The organism is Cupriavidus taiwanensis (assembly GCF_900250075.1).
GTDB classification, from domain to species: Bacteria; Pseudomonadota; Gammaproteobacteria; order Burkholderiales; family Burkholderiaceae; genus Cupriavidus; species Cupriavidus taiwanensis_C.
In genome coordinates, this window is sequence record NZ_LT977070.1 from 1,500,595 (window position 1) to 1,516,234 (window position 15,640).

The window sequence follows — 15,640 nt, forward strand, 5'->3', positions numbered from 1 at the left end:
CGGACCAGGACAGGCAGGCAACCGACAAGGATGGCAACACCATCCGATACCAAGACCGACGGAGCAGACATGATCTATATCCTGATGGGCGTTTCCGGCAGCGGCAAGACCACGGTCGGCCAGTTGCTGGCGCAGCGGCTGGGCTGCGGCTTCCATGACGCCGACGACTTCCACAGCGACGCCAACAAGGCCAAGATGCACGCCGGCATCCCGCTGACCGACGATGACCGCTGGCCCTGGCTGGCGGCAATGCGCGCGGCCATCGACACTGCCCGGGCCGAAGGCCGCACCCATGTGTTCACCTGCTCGGCGCTGCGCCAGGCTTACCGCGACCGGCTGACCCCGCCCGATGGCGGCGTGACCTTCGTGTTCATGAAGGGGGATGCCGCGCTGATCGGCCAGCGCCTGTCCGCGCGCACCGAGCATTTCTTCAATCCGGAGCTGCTGCAAAGCCAGTTCGATACGCTGGAAGTGCCCGGCGACGCGCTGGCCCTCGACATCCGCCAGCCACCGGAGGCGCTGGTCGACACCATCCTGCGCGCCACCGTGCGGCAGGACGCCAGCGCGCCGCGCTGAGCGCTGCCCCCGTGCCCGGAGGGGCATGGTCCCGGGCGGACTTCCCGACTTTCCATGGATCGCAACCACGGCCGCCGGCCTCACCGGCGGCCGTTTTTTTGCGTGCGCTGGCAGGCATCTTGCTAGCTTCGCTTCGGTGTCCGTGCGGCGCGGCTGCGGTGGCACGGGCGGCCCGCCGGCCGCCTTGCGGCTTTCGCCGGCACGGGTATGCTGGAAGGGCCAGTGACTCGACGGCATCACCGCGGCTTGCGCCAACTTGCGCGGCCGCGCGGCAGGGCAGGACAGCCAGGGCAACCAGGGCGGCCGGCAGCGGCGCCCGCGACATGGAGGAGCGGCCATCATGGCGGCGCGGTATTTCGACGAGATGCTGGACTTGCGCAACGACAGTGCGCCAGCGCTGATCCACGCGGGACAGGCCTTGCCTGAGGGGGTGGTCCGGCCGCACTACCGGCATTTCGCCGAATGGCTGGCGCGCCAGACCGAAAGCACCATGGCCAACAAGCGCGCCGAGGCCGACCTGGTGTTCCGGCGCGTGGGCATCACCTTCGCCGTCTACGGCGACAAGGACGAAGCCAACAGCGGTACCGAGCGCACCATTCCGTTCGACGTGGTCCCGCGCATTTTCCCCGCGAGCGAATGGGCGCTGCTGGAAAAAGGCCTGCGCCAGCGCGTGGCCGCGCTGAATCGCTTCATCCATGACATCTACCACGGCCAGGACATCATCCGCGCCGGCGTGATCCCGCCCGACCAGATCTACAACAACGCCCAGTACCGGCCCGAGATGCTCGGCGTCAGCGTGCCGCACGACGTCTATGCGCATGTCGCCGGCATCGACGTGGTGCGTGCCGGCGAAGGCGAGTTCTACGTGCTGGAAGACAACCTGCGCGTGCCGTCGGGCGTGTCGTACATGCTCGAGAACCGCAAGATGATGATGCGCCTGTTCCCGGACCTGTTCGCGCGCAACCGCGTGGCGCCGGTGGCGCACTATCCCGACCTGCTGCTCGACATGCTGCGCGGGGTCTCGCCGCAGGCGATCGCCGATCCCACCGTGGTGGTGCTGACGCCGGGCATGTACAACTCGGCGTACTTCGAGCACGCCTTCCTTGCGCAGCAGATGGGGGTGGAGCTGGTCGAAGGCAGCGATCTCTTCGTCGAGGACAACCACCTGTTCATGCGCACCACGCAGGGCCCGCAACGCATCGACGTGATCTACCGGCGCGTCGACGACGATTTCCTCGACCCGCTTGTGTTCCGCCCCGATTCCGCGCTCGGCGCCGCGGGGCTGCTGTCGGTCTACCGCGCCGGCAACGTGACCATCTGCAATGCGATCGGCACCGGCGTGGCCGACGACAAGTCGATCTATCCTTATGTGCCGGACATGATCCGCTTCTACCTGGGCGAAGAGGCCATCCTGAGCAACGTGCCGACCTACATGTGCCGTCGCGCCGAGGACCTGCAGTACGTGCTGGACCATATGGCCGAACTGGTGGTCAAGGAAACCCACGGGGCCGGTGGCTACGGCATGCTGGTCGGCCCGGCGGCGACGCGCGCCGAGATCGATGCCTTCCGCGAGGTGGTCAGGGCCAGGCCGGAGCAGTACATCGCACAGCCCACGCTCGCGCTGTCGACCTGCCCGACCTATGTCGAGTCCGGCATTGCCCCGCGCCATATCGACCTGCGCCCGTTCGTGCTGTCGGGCAAGGAGGTGCGGATGGTGCCGGGCGGGCTGACGCGCGTGGCGCTGCGGGAGGGGTCGCTGGTGGTGAATTCCTCGCAGGGGGGCGGCACCAAGGACACCTGGGTGCTGGAACGATGAACGCCGATTCGGGAGAGCCCGCATGCTGAGCCGCACCGCCGACCACCTGTTCTGGATGGCCCGCTACACCGAGCGCGCGGAGAACACCGCGCGCATGCTCGACGTCAACTACCAGACCTCGCTGCTGCCGCAATCGGCCGAGGTGGCCGAGCAGGGCTGGTGGGCCATGCTCGATATCTCGGAGCTGACCGACGTCTTCGACCACAAGTACGGCCTGCTGTCGCGCGACGACGTGATCGATTTCATGGTGCGCGACATGACCAATGCCTCGTCGATCATGAGCTGCCTGCGCGCGGCGCGCGAGAACGCGCGCGCGGTGCGCGGCTCGCTCACCACCGAGGTCTGGGAGACCGTCAACACCACCTGGCTGGAGGTGCAGCGCCTGATCGCCGATGGTGTGCTCAAGGAAGATCCGGCGCGCTTCTTCGAATGGGTCAAGTTCCGCTCGCACCTGGCGCGCGGGGTGCAGTTCGGCACCATGCTCAAGGATGATGCCTTCCATTTCATGCGGCTGGGCACTTTCCTGGAGCGCGCCGACAATACCGCGCGCATCCTCGACGTCAAGTTCCAGGCGTCGTCCGGCGCGGAGGGCGCAGAGGGGGGGAATGGCGGGAATGGCGGGCAGGCCCAGGCCAATCCCGACCCGGGCGCCCACAACGATTTCTACCACTGGGCGGCGATCCTGCGCTCGGTGTCGGGCTTCGAGGTCTACCGCAAGGTCTACCGCGCGGTCATCACGCCGCAGCGCGTGGCCGAACTGCTGATCCTGCGCCCCGACATGCCGCGTTCGCTGGTGTCGAGCATGGACGAGGTGGTGGCCATCCTGCATACGGTGCGCAACCAGCATTCGGCGGAAACCGAGCGCCAGGCTGGTAAACTCCACGCCGACCTGAAGTACGCGCGCATCGACGACATCTTTGCCGTCGGCCTGCATGCGTACCTGACCAGCTTCCTGGAGCGCATCGGCGACCTCGGCAACGGCATCAGCCGGGACTTCCTGGTGCCGCTACAGGCGGCCTGAGCCGGGCAGCCGGCAAGCCCCCGTGCCGCCGCGCCCTGATACCGTGAAATACAAGATCCACCACCATACCGTCTACCGCTACACCGAACCGGTGCGGCGCAGCGTGCACGAAGTGCGGCTGCAGCCGCGCTCGGGTCCGCTGCAGACCGTTGACTACTGGCAGCTGTCGACGCCCGGCAACCCGTCGGCGGCGCGCGACGGCTTCGGCAACATCGTGCACAACTTCACGGTGTCCGGGCCCGCCAGCACCATCGCCATCGAGGCCAGCGGCGAGGTCGAAGTGCTGCCGCCGCATGGAGACCTGGACCGCGACGGGCACCACGCGTTTTGCGATGCGCCGCCTGACGGCGAGGCGCGGGTCTCGCCGCTGTACTTCCTCGGCAGCACGCCGCTGACCACGGCGCCGGCGCCGATGCGGGCGTTTGCCGCGCCGTTCCTGGCCGCGGGGCACGACATCGATGCGCTGCTGGCGCTGGCGCTTGGCATCGGCGAGCGCGTGCGCTACAAGCCCAATACCACCGATGTCGGCACTTCAGCGGCGGAGGCGTTCGCCCTCGGCAGCGGGGTGTGCCAGGACCAGGCGCAGGTGATGGTGGCGGCGTGCCGGGCGCTGGGCATTCCGGCGCGCTATGTCAGCGGATATTTCTACGACCCGGCTGCCACCGAACTGGCCAGTCACGCCTGGGCCGACGTGTGCCTGGACCCGGCCGGCGAAATCTGGTGCAGCATCGACATCACGCACGGCTGCCTGACCGACGAGCGCCATATCCGCCTGGCGGTGGGGCGCGATTACGCGTCGGCGGCACCAGTGCGGGGCATCGTGGATGGCGGCGCCGGCGAGACGCTGGAAGTAAATGTAACGATCACGCCACTTTCGAACTGATTAGGTGCTTGCTTCCAGACGCGGCGCCGTGCCGGTGCACGGGCGCTAGAATCCAGAGTGATGCAGGCCACTGCCGGTCCATGCCGGCCGCCACCAAGAACACCAAGACAAACCATGACGTATTGTGTAGCCATGCGGCTGGATGCCGGCCTGGTATTCCTGTCCGATTCCCGCACCAATGCAGGGGTAGACGCCATTTCCACCGCGCGCAAGATGACGGTGTTCGAGGAGCCCGGCGACCGGGTGATGGTGCTGATGACCGCCGGCAACCTGGCCATCAGCCAGTCGGTGCGCCAGATCCTGATCGAGGACCATGACGAGAAGCGTTCGCTGTGGACCGCGCGCGACATGTTCGAGGCCGCCTCGATCGTCGGCGAGGCGGTGCGCCAGGTGCACCGGCGCGACGCCCATGCGCTGCGCGACGCCGGCATCGAGTTCAATGTCAGCCTGATCTTCGGCGGCCAGGTGCGCGGCGAGCGGGCGCGGCTGTTCAATGTCTACGCGGCCGGCAACTTCGTCGAGGCCACGCCCGAGAACTGCTACTTCCAGATCGGCGAGGCCAAGTACGGCAAGCCCATCGTCGACCGCGTCGTGCACCCGTCGCTGCCGCTGGCGGAAGGGGCCAAGTGCGCGCTGATCTCGATGGATTCGACGCTGAAGTCGAATATCTCGGTGGGCCTGCCGCTGGACCTGCTGGTCTATGAAGCCGATTCGCTGCAGGTGAACCACTTCGTCAATATCGACGAGCGCAACGCTTACTTCCGCATGATCCGCGACACCTGGGGCCATCGCCTGCGCCAGGTCTTCGGCGAGATCCACAACCCGGAATGGGATCCGGCCGCGCCCGCGGAATTCTCGCTGGCGCGCTCCGGCGAGGCCGACCGCTGGGCCCAGCCGGTGCGGGCCAGGCGCGTGCATCCGCGCAAGCCGGACTGAGGGCGGCAGGCATGCGCGACATCATCCATTTTTCCCACGCCAACGGCTTTCCGGTGACCACCTACCGCAAGCTGTTCGGCGAACTCGACGGCGAGTTCGAGTTCCGCGCCGTGGACCGCTACGGGCACAAGCCGGAATTCCCGGTGACGCGCGGCTGGCCGCACCTGGTGGAAGAGTTGCTCGGCGACATCGACCTCCAGTACCGTGAGCCGGTGTGGCTGGTGGGCCATTCGCTGGGCGGCTTCCTGTCGCTGATGGCGGCGCTGCGCCGGCCGGACCGGGTGCGCGGCGTGGTCATGCTGGACTCGCCGATCATCGCCGGCTGGCGCGCGTCCCTGCTGAAGACCGCCCAGATGCTGGGCATCGATGAGAAGCCCGGCCCGGCGGCGGTGACCCGGAACCGGCGCACGCACTGGCCGGACGCCGAGGCGGTGTGGGAACACTTCCGCGCCAAGCCCAACTTCGCCGTGTGGGACCAGGAAGTGCTGCGCGACTATGCCATCCACGGCACCGAGCCCACCGGCAAGGACAGCGAGCGCCGGCTGCGCTTCGACCGCGAGGTCGAATACTGGATCTACCGCACGCTGCCGACCAGCCTCGGGCGCAAGGTCGCGCGCGGCGCGCCGGTGCCGGTCGGCTTTGTCGCCGGCACGCGCTCGCGCGAGGTGCGGCAGTGCGGCCTGGGGGCGACGCGCCGGCTGGTCGGGCCCAACCTGCGCTTTATCGAGGGTGGCCACCTGTACCCGATGGAGCGCCCGCAGCAGACCGCGCAACTGGTGCGCGAACTGATCGGCGCGATGCGGGAGCAGGGGCGCTGAGCTAGCGTGCGGCGCATGCGCCGCAGCGCGCCGGCAACGCGGCCGCGCCTTGGCGATCGGCACGCCGGAGGCGGGCTGCTGTCACAATTTCCGGGTCGGCGGGGGACGGGCTCTCATGTATAATCCCGATTTCCCCGGCAAGCTCGGTTTATGACCAAATTCGTCTTCGTCACCGGTGGCGTCGTCTCTTCTCTCGGCAAGGGCATCGCTGCTGCCTCGCTCGCGGCCATTCTTGAGTCGCGCGGCCTCAAAGTCACCCTCCTCAAGCTCGATCCCTACATCAACGTCGATCCCGGCACGATGAGCCCTTTCCAGCATGGCGAGGTGTTTGTCACGGAAGACGGTGCGGAAACCGACCTCGATCTCGGCCACTACGAGCGTTTCGTCTCGGCCAAGATGCGCAAGTCGAACAACTTCACCACCGGCCAGATCTACGAATCGGTGATCCGCAAGGAGCGCCGCGGCGAATACCTGGGCAAGACCGTGCAGGTGATCCCGCATATCACCAACGAGATCCAGGCCTTCGTCGAGAAGGGCGCGGCCGCGTCGCACGACGGCAAGGCCGACGTGGCGCTGGTGGAAATCGGCGGCACCGTGGGTGACATCGAGTCGCTGCCGTTCCTGGAAGCCGCGCGCCAGATGAGCCTGCGCATGGGCCGCAACCACTGCGCCTTCGTGCACCTGACGCTGGTGCCGTTCATTGCCAGCGCCGGCGAGCTGAAGACCAAGCCGACCCAGCACTCGGTGCAGAAGCTGCGCGAAATCGGCATCTCGCCGACCGCGCTGCTGTGCCGCGCCGACCGCCCGATCCCGGACGACGAGCGCGCCAAGATCTCGCTGTTCGCCAATATCCCGCAGGACGCCGTGATCTCGGTGTGGGATGCGGACAGCATCTACAAGATCCCGCAGATGCTCAACGAGCAGGGCCTGGACCGCCTGATCTGCGAAGAACTGCGCCTGGATCCGAAGCCGGCCGACCTGTCGATGTGGCAGAAGCTGGTCAACGCCCAGGAAAATCCCGAGCACGAAATCACCATCGGCATGGTCGGCAAGTACGTCGACCTGACCGAGTCGTACAAGTCGCTGATCGAGGCGCTGCGCCACGCCGGCATGCACACCGCCACGCGCGTCAACATCGAGTACATCGATTCCGAGGAACTGGAATCGGGCCACCTCGAAGTGCTGGCCCCGCTCGACGCGATCTTGGTGCCGGGCGGCTTCGGCAAGCGCGGCACCGAAGGCAAGATCCGCGCGATCCAGTACGCCCGCGAGAACAAGGTCCCTTACCTGGGCATCTGCCTGGGCATGCAGCTGGCGGTGATCGAGTTTGCGCGCCACCTGGCCGGCATGGCCGATGCCAACTCGACCGAGTTCAACCTGGAAACCGAGCACCCGGTGGTCGCGCTGATCACCGAGTGGGTCGACCGCGAAGGTAAGGTCGAGCAGCGCTCGGCCGATTCCGACCTGGGCGGCACCATGCGCCTGGGCGCGCAGCGCGTGCCGGTCAAGGCAGGCACCAAGGCCCACGCCATCTACGGCGCCGAGGTCAACGAGCGCCACCGCCACCGCTACGAGGTCAACAACCACTACGTGCCGACGCTGGAAAAAGCCGGCATGGTGATCTCGGCGCGCACGCCGACCGAGAACCTGCCGGAAATGATGGAACTGCCCGAGTCGATGCACCCGTGGTTCGTCGGCGTGCAGTTCCACCCGGAATTCACCTCGACCCCGCGCGACGGCCATCCGCTGTTCAAGGCCTACGTCGAAGCCGCGCTGGCCAGCCAGCAGCGCAAGGGCGCGTAAGGCCAGGCGCAAGCAGGAGAGACAGTCATGAAACTCTGTGGATTCGAGGCCGGCCTCGACCAGCCGTTCTTCCTGATCGCCGGTCCGTGCGTGATCGAGTCCGAGCAGATGGCGCTGGATACCGCGGGCGAGCTCAAGGCCATCACCACGGAACTGGGCATCCCGTTCATCTACAAGTCGTCGTTCGACAAGGCCAACCGCTCGTCGGGCAAGTCGTTCCGCGGCCTTGGCATGGAGAAGGGCCTGGAGATCCTGGCCCACGTCAAGCGTGAGATCGGCGTGCCGGTGCTGACCGACATCCATGAGATCGACGAGATCAAGCCCGTCGCTGCCGTGGTCGACGTGCTGCAGACGCCCGCGTTCCTGTGCCGCCAGACCGATTTCATCCGTGCCTGCGCGCAGAGCGGCAAGCCGGTGAATATCAAGAAGGGCCAGTTCCTGGCGCCACACGACATGAAGAACGTGATCGACAAGGCGCGCGATGCCGCGCGCGAAGCCGGTCTGCCCGACGATGTCTTCATGGCCTGCGAGCGTGGCGTCTCGTTCGGCTACAACAATCTTGTGTCCGACATGCGCTCGCTGGCGATCATGCGCGAGACCGGCGCCCCGGTGGTGTTCGACGCCACCCACTCGGTGCAGCTGCCGGGCGGCCAGGGCACCAGCTCGGGCGGCCAGCGCGAGTTCGTGCCGGTGCTGTCGCGCGCGGCGGTCGCCACCGGCGTGGCTGGCCTGTTCATGGAGACGCATCCGGACCCGAGCAAGGCCATGTCCGATGGCCCCAACGCGGTGCCGCTGTCGCGCATGAAGGAACTGCTGTCCGTGCTCAAGGAACTCGACACGCTGGTCAAGCGCGCCGGCTTCCTGGAAGACAACTTCGGCTGGCCGGCCTGCGCCTGAGCCCGCACCGTTTGTCGCCGCCGCGCCGGTCGCGGATGCCGGCGGTGACAAACCATATCGAAAGACAATACAAAAAATCGGGAGATTCCCCATGGCCGCGGGCTTTATCATCGCCTACGTCGACGTGACCGACCCCCAGCAGTACGAGCAATACAAGGTGCTTTCGAGCAAGGCCATGCAGATCCATGGCGCCGAGGTGCTGGTGCGCGGCGGCAAGACCGAGCCGCTCGAGGGCGACTGGGCGCCGACGCGCGTGGTGGTGCTGAAATTCCCCAGCTATGACGCCGCCAAGGCCTTCCACGATGGCGAGGCCTACCGCGCCGCGCGCAAGTCGCGCGAGCATGCGGCGAAGATGAATATGATCGTGGTCGAAGGCGCCGCCTGAGCCGGCAGGCGCCAGGCAGCCGTCATGCGCGTAGCGCTTGCGCCCATGACACGCGCCTGACACGCGCACAGGTTGAAGTGATCAGCAGCAAGAATCAACAGTCAGAGAGGAATTCATGAGTGCAATCGTAGATATCATCGGTCGCGAGGTTCTCGACTCGCGCGGCAATCCCACCGTCGAGTGCGACGTGCTGCTGGAATCCGGCGTGATGGGCCGCGCCGCGGTGCCGTCGGGCGCGTCTACCGGTTCGCGCGAAGCCATCGAGCTGCGCGACGGCGACAAGGGCCGCTACCTGGGCAAGGGCGTGCTGAAGGCGGTCGAGCATATCAACACCGAGATCTCCGAAGCCATCATGGGCCTGGACGCCTCCGAGCAGGCCTTCCTGGACCGCACCCTGATCGACCTCGACGGCACCGAGAACAAGGGCCGCCTGGGCGCCAACGCCATGCTGGCGGTGTCGATGGCTGTCGCCAAGGCAGCCGCTGAAGAAGCCGGCCTGCCGCTGTACCGCTACTTCGGCGGTTCGGGCGCAATGCAGCTGCCGGTGCCGATGATGAACATCGTCAACGGCGGCGCGCATGCCAACAACAGCCTGGACATCCAGGAATTCATGGTCATGCCGGTGTCGCAGACCAGCTTCCGCGAAGCGCTGCGCTGCGGCGCCGAGATCTTCCATGCGCTGAAGAAGATCCTGGCCGACAAGGGCATGTCCACCGCGGTGGGCGACGAAGGCGGCTTCGCCCCGAACTTCTCGTCCAACGAGGAGTGCCTGAACACCATCGTGCAGGCCATCGAGAAGGCCGGCTACCGTGCCGGCGAGGACGTGCTGCTGGCGCTGGACTGCGCCGCCAGCGAGTTCTACCACGAAGGCGAAGCCGTGTACCAGCTGGAAGGCGAAGGCCTGAAGCTGAGCTCGACGCAGTTCGCCGACTACCTGGCCAACCTGTGCGACAAGTTCCCGATCGTGTCGATCGAGGACGGCATGGCCGAAGGCGACTGGGACGGCTGGAAGACCCTGACCGACAAGCTCGGCTCGCGCGTGCAGCTGGTCGGCGACGACCTGTTCGTCACCAACACCAAGATCCTGAAGGAAGGCATCGAGAAGGGCATCGGCAACTCGATCCTGATCAAGATCAACCAGATCGGCACCCTGACCGAGACCTTCGCCGCCATCGAGATGGCCAAGCGCGCCGGCTACACCGCCGTGATCTCGCACCGCTCGGGCGAAACCGAGGACAGCACCATCGCCGACATCGCGGTGGGCACCAACGCCGGCCAGATCAAGACCGGCTCGCTGTCGCGCTCGGACCGCATGGCCAAGTACAACCAGCTGCTGCGGATCGAGGAAGACCTGGGCGATATCGCCAGCTACCCGGGCAAGGGCGCGTTCTACAACCTGCGCTGAGGTTTGCCGCGTCGTTCCCGCGCCAGCGGGAGCGGCCGCGGGCGAATGGCATGGCGGCGGCCGGGACTACCCGGCCGCCGCCGTTTTTGTATCGAAATCTGCCTGGCAATTGCCTTCCAGGCGGAGTTCGCAGATCATTGTGCGGAAATTCCTGTCCGCCACCTTTCATGCGCCTGATTTCGCTGCTGTTGTTCGTGCTGCTGCTTGCCATCCAGTATCCGCTCTGGCTTGGCAAGGGCGGCTGGCTGCGCGTGTGGGACCTGAACCGCCAGCTGACCGAGCAGGGTACCCGCAACCAGACGCTCAAGCTGCGCAACGCCAAGCTGGAAGGGGAAGTGGCCGACCTGCAGGACGGCACCGGCGCCATCGAGGAACGCGCCCGCTATGAACTGGGCATGGTGCGCGAAGGCGAGGTCTTCGTGCAGTTCGTCGCGCCGGCGCCCAAGGTCAGCGCCACGCCGCCGTTGCCGCCGCCGCCGAATTCGGTCGCCGGCCGGGGCGGCCACTAAGCCGTTCACCGTGACTGCCGGCGGCTTGCTGCAACTTGCCTCAAGCCAGCCGCAGCTCCTTCACCACCAGCCGTACGGATAGCCGCCCCAGCCCCAGCCGGGCATGCCGACACTGACGCCGCCGCCCCAGTGGCCGCCACCCCATCCGCCGTAAAACAGGTTCCAGCTGGTGTTGGGATAGGCATAGGCCGCGCGCGCGGCCGCGGCCTGCTGGTCCAGCGCGATCGCGGCCGCCTGGTCGCGCAGCACCTGCTGGTTCAGCTCGTCGAGTTTCTGCCTGTCTTCGGCGCTCAGCGGTGCCGGCGGTAACGCGTTGGGTGCCAGCCGCGCGGTAGGCGGTGAACCATTGGCATCGCGCGGGATCTGCACGCAACCGGCAGCCAGCAGCAGCGCGCCGAGCGCGGCGCAGGCGGCTGCGCCCCGCCGCGGATGACGGGTACGCGATGCAGGGACAGGCAGGGGAGGGTTGGCTCGGGCGGACATGGCGGTTCTCGGGCTCGCGGTTCGGCAGCGGCATGCTGCCATCGTACAGCCGTTGGACCCGGCGCCAGGGCCTATGTTTCCGCGGCGCCGCCCGCCTGGTGGCCCGTATCGCCCGCTCGGTGCGGCAGCACACGCAGGCGCTGCCCGGGGGAGGATCAGTGGTGCTGGCTTGCGCCGGCACCGGCACCGGTGGCGACCGGCGTGGGCGAGAACAGCTGCGCGCAGTCGACGGGGTCGAATTCATAGCGCTGGCCGCAGAAGTCGCAGTGGATCTCGACATGGCCGCGCTCGGCGATGATGCTTTCGATCTCGGCCTGGCCCAGCGACTGCAGCATGCCAGCCACCTTCGGGCGCGAGCAGCTGCAGTAAAAATGCGGCGTCAGCGGCTCAAACACGCGCAGGCCGGCGTCCTGCAGGTCTTCCCAGAACAGGCGGCGCAGCAGCGTGTCGGGCGTCTCGGCCAGCAGTTCCTCGGCCTTCAGCGTGGTGCCGAGCTGCACCGCGCGGTCCCAGGTGTCGAGGTCCTGCGCCCTGGCATGGCCGGCCAGCGGCGCGCCGGTCTCGCCGACTTCGGCGGTGCCGCCGTAGGCCGGCAGCTTCTGCAGCAGCATGCCGGCGGCAACATGGTCGTCGGCGGCCAGCCACAGGCGCGTGTCGAGCTGCTCGGAGGCCTGCATGTAGTGCTCCAGCACGGCACTGATCGAGCCCAGCGGGCCGTGGGCGTCGGCCAGCGGCACGATGCCCTGGTAGGGCTGCTGGCCCGGCAGCTTGTCCTTCGGGTCCAGCGTGATGGCGAAGCGGCCGTGGCCGTGGGCATTGACCATCTGCGCCAGCGTGGCATCGTCGGCCAGCTGCGCGCCCTCGGCCAGCTTGGCGGTGGCGCGCATCGACAGATCGGACAGGCATTCCACCACCAGCATGCGCACCGGGCCGTCGCCGTGCAGCTGCATCACCAGCGCCCCGTTGAACTTCAGGTTGGCCGACAGCAGCGCCGCGGCGGCCATCATCTCGCCCAGCAGCCGGCGCACCGGGGCAGGGTAGCTGTGGCGGCCGAGCACTTCTTGCCAGGTGGCTTCCATGCGCACCAGCTCGCCGCGCACGGGGGCCGCGTCGAACAGGAACTTCTGCAGGGTGTCGGGGGTGGTGGTATCGGTCACAATAATCGGTCGGGTTTCGGTAGAGGCTCGGCGGTCGTCAGCCGATCCGCTTGAGCTGTTGCTTGTACAGGGCCTGCCGCGTGGCGTAGGTCTCGGCGTTGCGATACAGGTTGGCGACGTCGGCATCGGTGAGCTGGCGCACCACCTTGGCCGGCGCGCCCAGGATCAGCGAGCGGTCCGGGAACACCTTGCCCTCGGTAACCACGGCGCCGGCGCCCACCAGGCATTCCTTGCCGATCACGGCACGGTTCAGCACCACGGCCTGGATCCCGATCAGCGAGCCTTCGCCCACGGTGCAGCCGTGCAGCATGGCCTGGTGGCCGATCGAGACCTTGTCGCCCAGCGTCAGCGGGCAGCCGGGGTCGGTATGCAGTACCGAACCTTCCTGGATATTGGTGTCCGCGCCGACCACGATCGGCTCGTTGTCGCCGCGGATCACGACACCGGGCCAGGCGCTGGCGCGGGACTTGAGGGTCACGTTGCCGATGATGGTGGCTTCGGGGGCCACGTAGGCATCGCTGTCGATACTGGGCTTGACGTCGCCGAGCTGGTAAAGCGCCATGAGGTCTCCTGCACGAATGGCTTTTGTTGAAGTGGGGGTTGCCGCCGGACTTTAAAGGGCCGGCGCCGGGAAACGGAGCGGCGCCCTGGGCTTCGCCGCTGGTGCGGGAGGCGGGCGCCGGCAAGGCCCTACAATGGCGGCAGACCCGGATTTTACGCCCATGCCAGAAAAAACACCCGACACCGCGCCGCCTGACCCGTCTTCTTCGCCACGCCGGCAAGCTCTGGCGGTGCTGTGCCTGACGGATCCGCGCGACAAGGCCGTGGCGGCGCGCGCACTTTATCGCCATGTGATGACGTTGCCCGATGCCGCCCTGGAAGCGAGCGAGGCGATCCATGCCGGGGCCACCCACGCGATCCCTGGCCGACCGGCGCGGCCGGCCCTGGTGGCGCCCCAGCACGTCGAGCGGCGCCGCTCGCTGCAGACCCCGGCCGGACGCGCGGCGATGATCCACGCGCTGTGCCATATCGAGTTCAATGCCATCAACCTGGCGCTGGACGCGGCCTGGCGCTTTGCCGGCATGCCGCCCGCGTATTACCGCGACTGGCTGCGCGTGGCCGATGAAGAGGCGTACCACTTCACGCTGCTGGCCGACCATCTCGCCACGCTCGGCGCCGCCTACGGCGATTTCCCGGCCCACAACAGCCTGTGGGAGATGACCGACAAGACCGCCGGCGACGTACTGGCGCGCATGGCGCTGGTGCCGCGCACGCTCGAGGCGCGCGGGCTCGACGCGTCGCCGCCGGTGCGCGCGCGGCTGGCCGGCGCCGGCGACCATGACGCCGCGGCCATCATCGACATCATCCTGCGCGACGAGGTCGGCCACGTCGCCATCGGCAACCATTGGTACCGCTGGCTGTGCGCGCAGCGCGGGCTGGATCCCGTTGCCACCTACGCGCGGCTGGCCGAACAGTACCGCGCGCCGAAGCTGCGCGGGCCCTTCAACCTCGAGGCGCGCCGCGCCGCGGGCTTCGACGAGGACGAGCTGGCGTGGCTGGAGGCATCGGCCGGCTAGGGCTGCCGCCCACCAATTCAGCGGTGCGACGGGAAGCCATGCTTGCGCGCCGACCAGACCGTCAGCCATGCTGCCGCGAGCAGGGCCACCAGCACGGCCGGGAATGCGCCGATGCCGAAGCCATCGAGCAGCAGCCCCCCGATGACACCGCCGCCGGCGATGGCGATGTTCCAGGCCGTGACCAGCATCGACTGCGCCACGTCGGCGGATTTGCCGGCGGTCGCCGCCAGCGCCGTCTGGAACAGCGTGGAGACGCCGCCGAAGCCCAGGCCCCAGGTAGCCGCCGCGGCATAGACCACCGCAGGGTGCGCGCCCGCGGCCGCAAGCGCCAGCACTGACAGCCCGAACAGCAGCGTGCTGGCCAGCGTCAGCCGCCGCAGCCACTTGTCGATCAGCACGCCGGTGATCCAGATGCCGCCGAGCGAGGCCACGCCGAACACGAACAAGACAAGATCCAGCCGTGCCCCGGCGTTTGCCGCGCGCAGGAACGGCGCGATATAGGTGTAGAGGACGTTGTGCGCCAGCACGAAGCTGAGCGTCACGAACAGCACGGGACGTACCCCCGGCAGCGTGAACACGCGCCGGAGCGGCAGCCGCTGGCCGGCAGGCTGGCCGGCAAAATCCGGCACGCTGGCCAGCACCCAGGCAATCAGGCCCAACGTCATCGCGCTGATGATGCCGAAGCATGCCCGCCAGCCCATGATGGCACCGAGGAAGGTCCCGGATGGCACACCCAGCGACAAGGCCAGGGGTATGCCAACCATGGCGACGGCAATGGCGCGGCCCTTCATGTGATCGGGAACCATGCGCGCGGCATAGCCGGCCAGCAGCGCCCACAGCAGGCCGGCCGAGACCCCCGCAAGAAAGCGCGCAGCCATCGTCAGGACATAGTTGCCGGACCAGGCAGTCACGGCGTTGGCGACGGCAAAGCCCGCGATCGCAAGCAGCAGCAGCGGCCGTCGCCGCAGCCCCTGCGTGGCCGCCGTCAGTGGCAGGGCGGCCACCAGCGACCCGAATGCGTAGATCGTGACGAACTGGCCGGCAAGCGGCTCGGAGATGGCAAGGCCCGCGCCGATCTGCGGCAGCAGCCCTGCCGGCAAGGCCTCGGTCAGGACGGTGATGAAGCCTGCGACGGCAAGCGCAAGCAGTGCCGGAAGCGGTAGCGGAACAGGTTGCGCGCCCTGGTGGGCATCGCCGGCAAGCGGGTTGGTGGCTGTGGTCATGTTGGGGCCCTGGCGGAAGGTGATGAAGGGGTCGACGGCTGCGACGCAGCCGGGAGAGGCCATGGACGGCGTCACGCAGGTCGGCGGCAAATTGGCCTGACGTGCGCTCGTACCGACCCGCCCACGATAAGGAAGCCGCCATTAAAGAAAA

16 protein-coding genes are annotated in these 15,640 nt (G+C 67.8%); 12 read left to right on the forward strand and 4 right to left on the reverse strand.

The window, feature by feature from the left end; genetic code table 11:
- Window positions 1–69 precede the first annotated feature (69 nt).
- The 11 genes from CBM2588_RS06970 (at window position 70) to ftsB (ending at window position 11,049) form a co-directional block, all read left to right on the forward strand.
- Window positions 70–576, forward strand: coding sequence for a gluconokinase (locus CBM2588_RS06970; protein WP_115679918.1), 507 nt, complete (start codon window positions 70–72; stop codon window positions 574–576).
- 340 nt (window positions 577–916) lie between these two features.
- Window positions 917–2,392, forward strand: coding sequence for a circularly permuted type 2 ATP-grasp protein (locus CBM2588_RS06975; RefSeq protein ID WP_115679919.1), 1,476 nt, complete (start codon window positions 917–919; stop codon window positions 2,390–2,392).
- 55 nt (window positions 2,393–2,447) lie between these two features.
- A complete protein-coding gene (locus CBM2588_RS06980; protein ID WP_439897442.1) occupies window positions 2,448–3,413 on the forward strand; it encodes an alpha-E domain-containing protein in 966 nt (321 codons plus the stop codon).
- 43 nt (window positions 3,414–3,456) lie between these two features.
- The gene (locus tag CBM2588_RS06985; RefSeq protein WP_172583566.1) at window positions 3,457–4,296 is read left to right on the forward strand and encodes a transglutaminase family protein; all 840 of its coding nucleotides are present in this window, start codon (window positions 3,457–3,459) and stop codon (window positions 4,294–4,296) included.
- A 114-nt stretch (window positions 4,297–4,410) separates the two neighbouring features.
- Complete coding sequence (locus CBM2588_RS06990; protein ID WP_018006891.1) at window positions 4,411–5,232, forward strand: hypothetical protein; 822 nt, start codon at window positions 4,411–4,413, stop codon at window positions 5,230–5,232.
- Window positions 5,233–5,243: 11 nt separating this feature from the next.
- Window positions 5,244–6,050 (forward strand): alpha/beta fold hydrolase, encoded by an 807-nt coding sequence (locus tag CBM2588_RS06995; RefSeq protein ID WP_115679922.1) that lies wholly within the window; start codon window positions 5,244–5,246, stop codon window positions 6,048–6,050.
- Window positions 6,051–6,200: 150 nt separating this feature from the next.
- Entirely contained in the window at window positions 6,201–7,853 is a 1,653-nt protein-coding gene (locus CBM2588_RS07000) for a CTP synthase (RefSeq protein WP_115679923.1), read from the forward strand.
- Window positions 7,854–7,880: 27 nt separating this feature from the next.
- On the forward strand, window positions 7,881–8,750 hold the full coding sequence (kdsA, locus tag CBM2588_RS07005) for a 3-deoxy-8-phosphooctulonate synthase (protein ID WP_111519668.1): 870 nt from the start codon (window positions 7,881–7,883) through the stop codon (window positions 8,748–8,750).
- Window positions 8,751–8,841: 91 nt separating this feature from the next.
- Entirely contained in the window at window positions 8,842–9,135 is a 294-nt protein-coding gene (locus tag CBM2588_RS07010; RefSeq protein WP_111519669.1) for a DUF1330 domain-containing protein, read from the forward strand.
- Between the two features lie 115 nt (window positions 9,136–9,250).
- A complete protein-coding gene (eno, locus tag CBM2588_RS07015) occupies window positions 9,251–10,540 on the forward strand; it encodes a phosphopyruvate hydratase (protein WP_115679924.1) in 1,290 nt (429 codons plus the stop codon).
- A gap of 167 nt (window positions 10,541–10,707) precedes the next feature.
- The gene (ftsB, locus tag CBM2588_RS07020; protein ID WP_018006885.1) at window positions 10,708–11,049 is read left to right on the forward strand and encodes a cell division protein FtsB; all 342 of its coding nucleotides are present in this window, start codon (window positions 10,708–10,710) and stop codon (window positions 11,047–11,049) included.
- A gap of 60 nt (window positions 11,050–11,109) precedes the next feature.
- Here ftsB and CBM2588_RS07025 read toward each other — a convergent pair whose 3' ends face one another.
- From CBM2588_RS07025 to CBM2588_RS07035, 3 genes are all read right to left on the reverse strand, one after another.
- The gene (locus tag CBM2588_RS07025) at window positions 11,110–11,532 is read right to left on the reverse strand and encodes a hypothetical protein (RefSeq protein WP_115679925.1); all 423 of its coding nucleotides are present in this window, start codon (window positions 11,530–11,532) and stop codon (window positions 11,110–11,112) included.
- A 155-nt stretch (window positions 11,533–11,687) separates the two neighbouring features.
- Entirely contained in the window at window positions 11,688–12,689 is a 1,002-nt protein-coding gene (locus CBM2588_RS07030) for an Hsp33 family molecular chaperone HslO (protein ID WP_115679926.1), read from the reverse strand.
- A gap of 37 nt (window positions 12,690–12,726) precedes the next feature.
- Complete coding sequence (locus CBM2588_RS07035; RefSeq protein ID WP_115679927.1) at window positions 12,727–13,251, reverse strand: gamma carbonic anhydrase family protein; 525 nt, start codon at window positions 13,249–13,251, stop codon at window positions 12,727–12,729.
- 160 nt (window positions 13,252–13,411) lie between these two features.
- On the opposite strand from CBM2588_RS07035, the gene CBM2588_RS07040 reads away from it, so the two are divergent.
- Window positions 13,412–14,266 carry a ferritin-like domain-containing protein gene (locus tag CBM2588_RS07040; RefSeq protein WP_172583567.1) on the forward strand — a complete coding sequence of 285 codons (855 nt, stop codon included), beginning with the start codon at window positions 13,412–13,414 and terminating at the stop codon, window positions 14,264–14,266.
- Window positions 14,267–14,283: 17 nt separating this feature from the next.
- Here the strand turns inward: CBM2588_RS07040 and CBM2588_RS07045 are convergent, their stop codons facing one another.
- A complete protein-coding gene (locus tag CBM2588_RS07045; protein ID WP_115681430.1) occupies window positions 14,284–15,489 on the reverse strand; it encodes an MFS transporter in 1,206 nt (401 codons plus the stop codon).
- Between the last annotated feature and the right edge of the window lie 151 nt (window positions 15,490–15,640).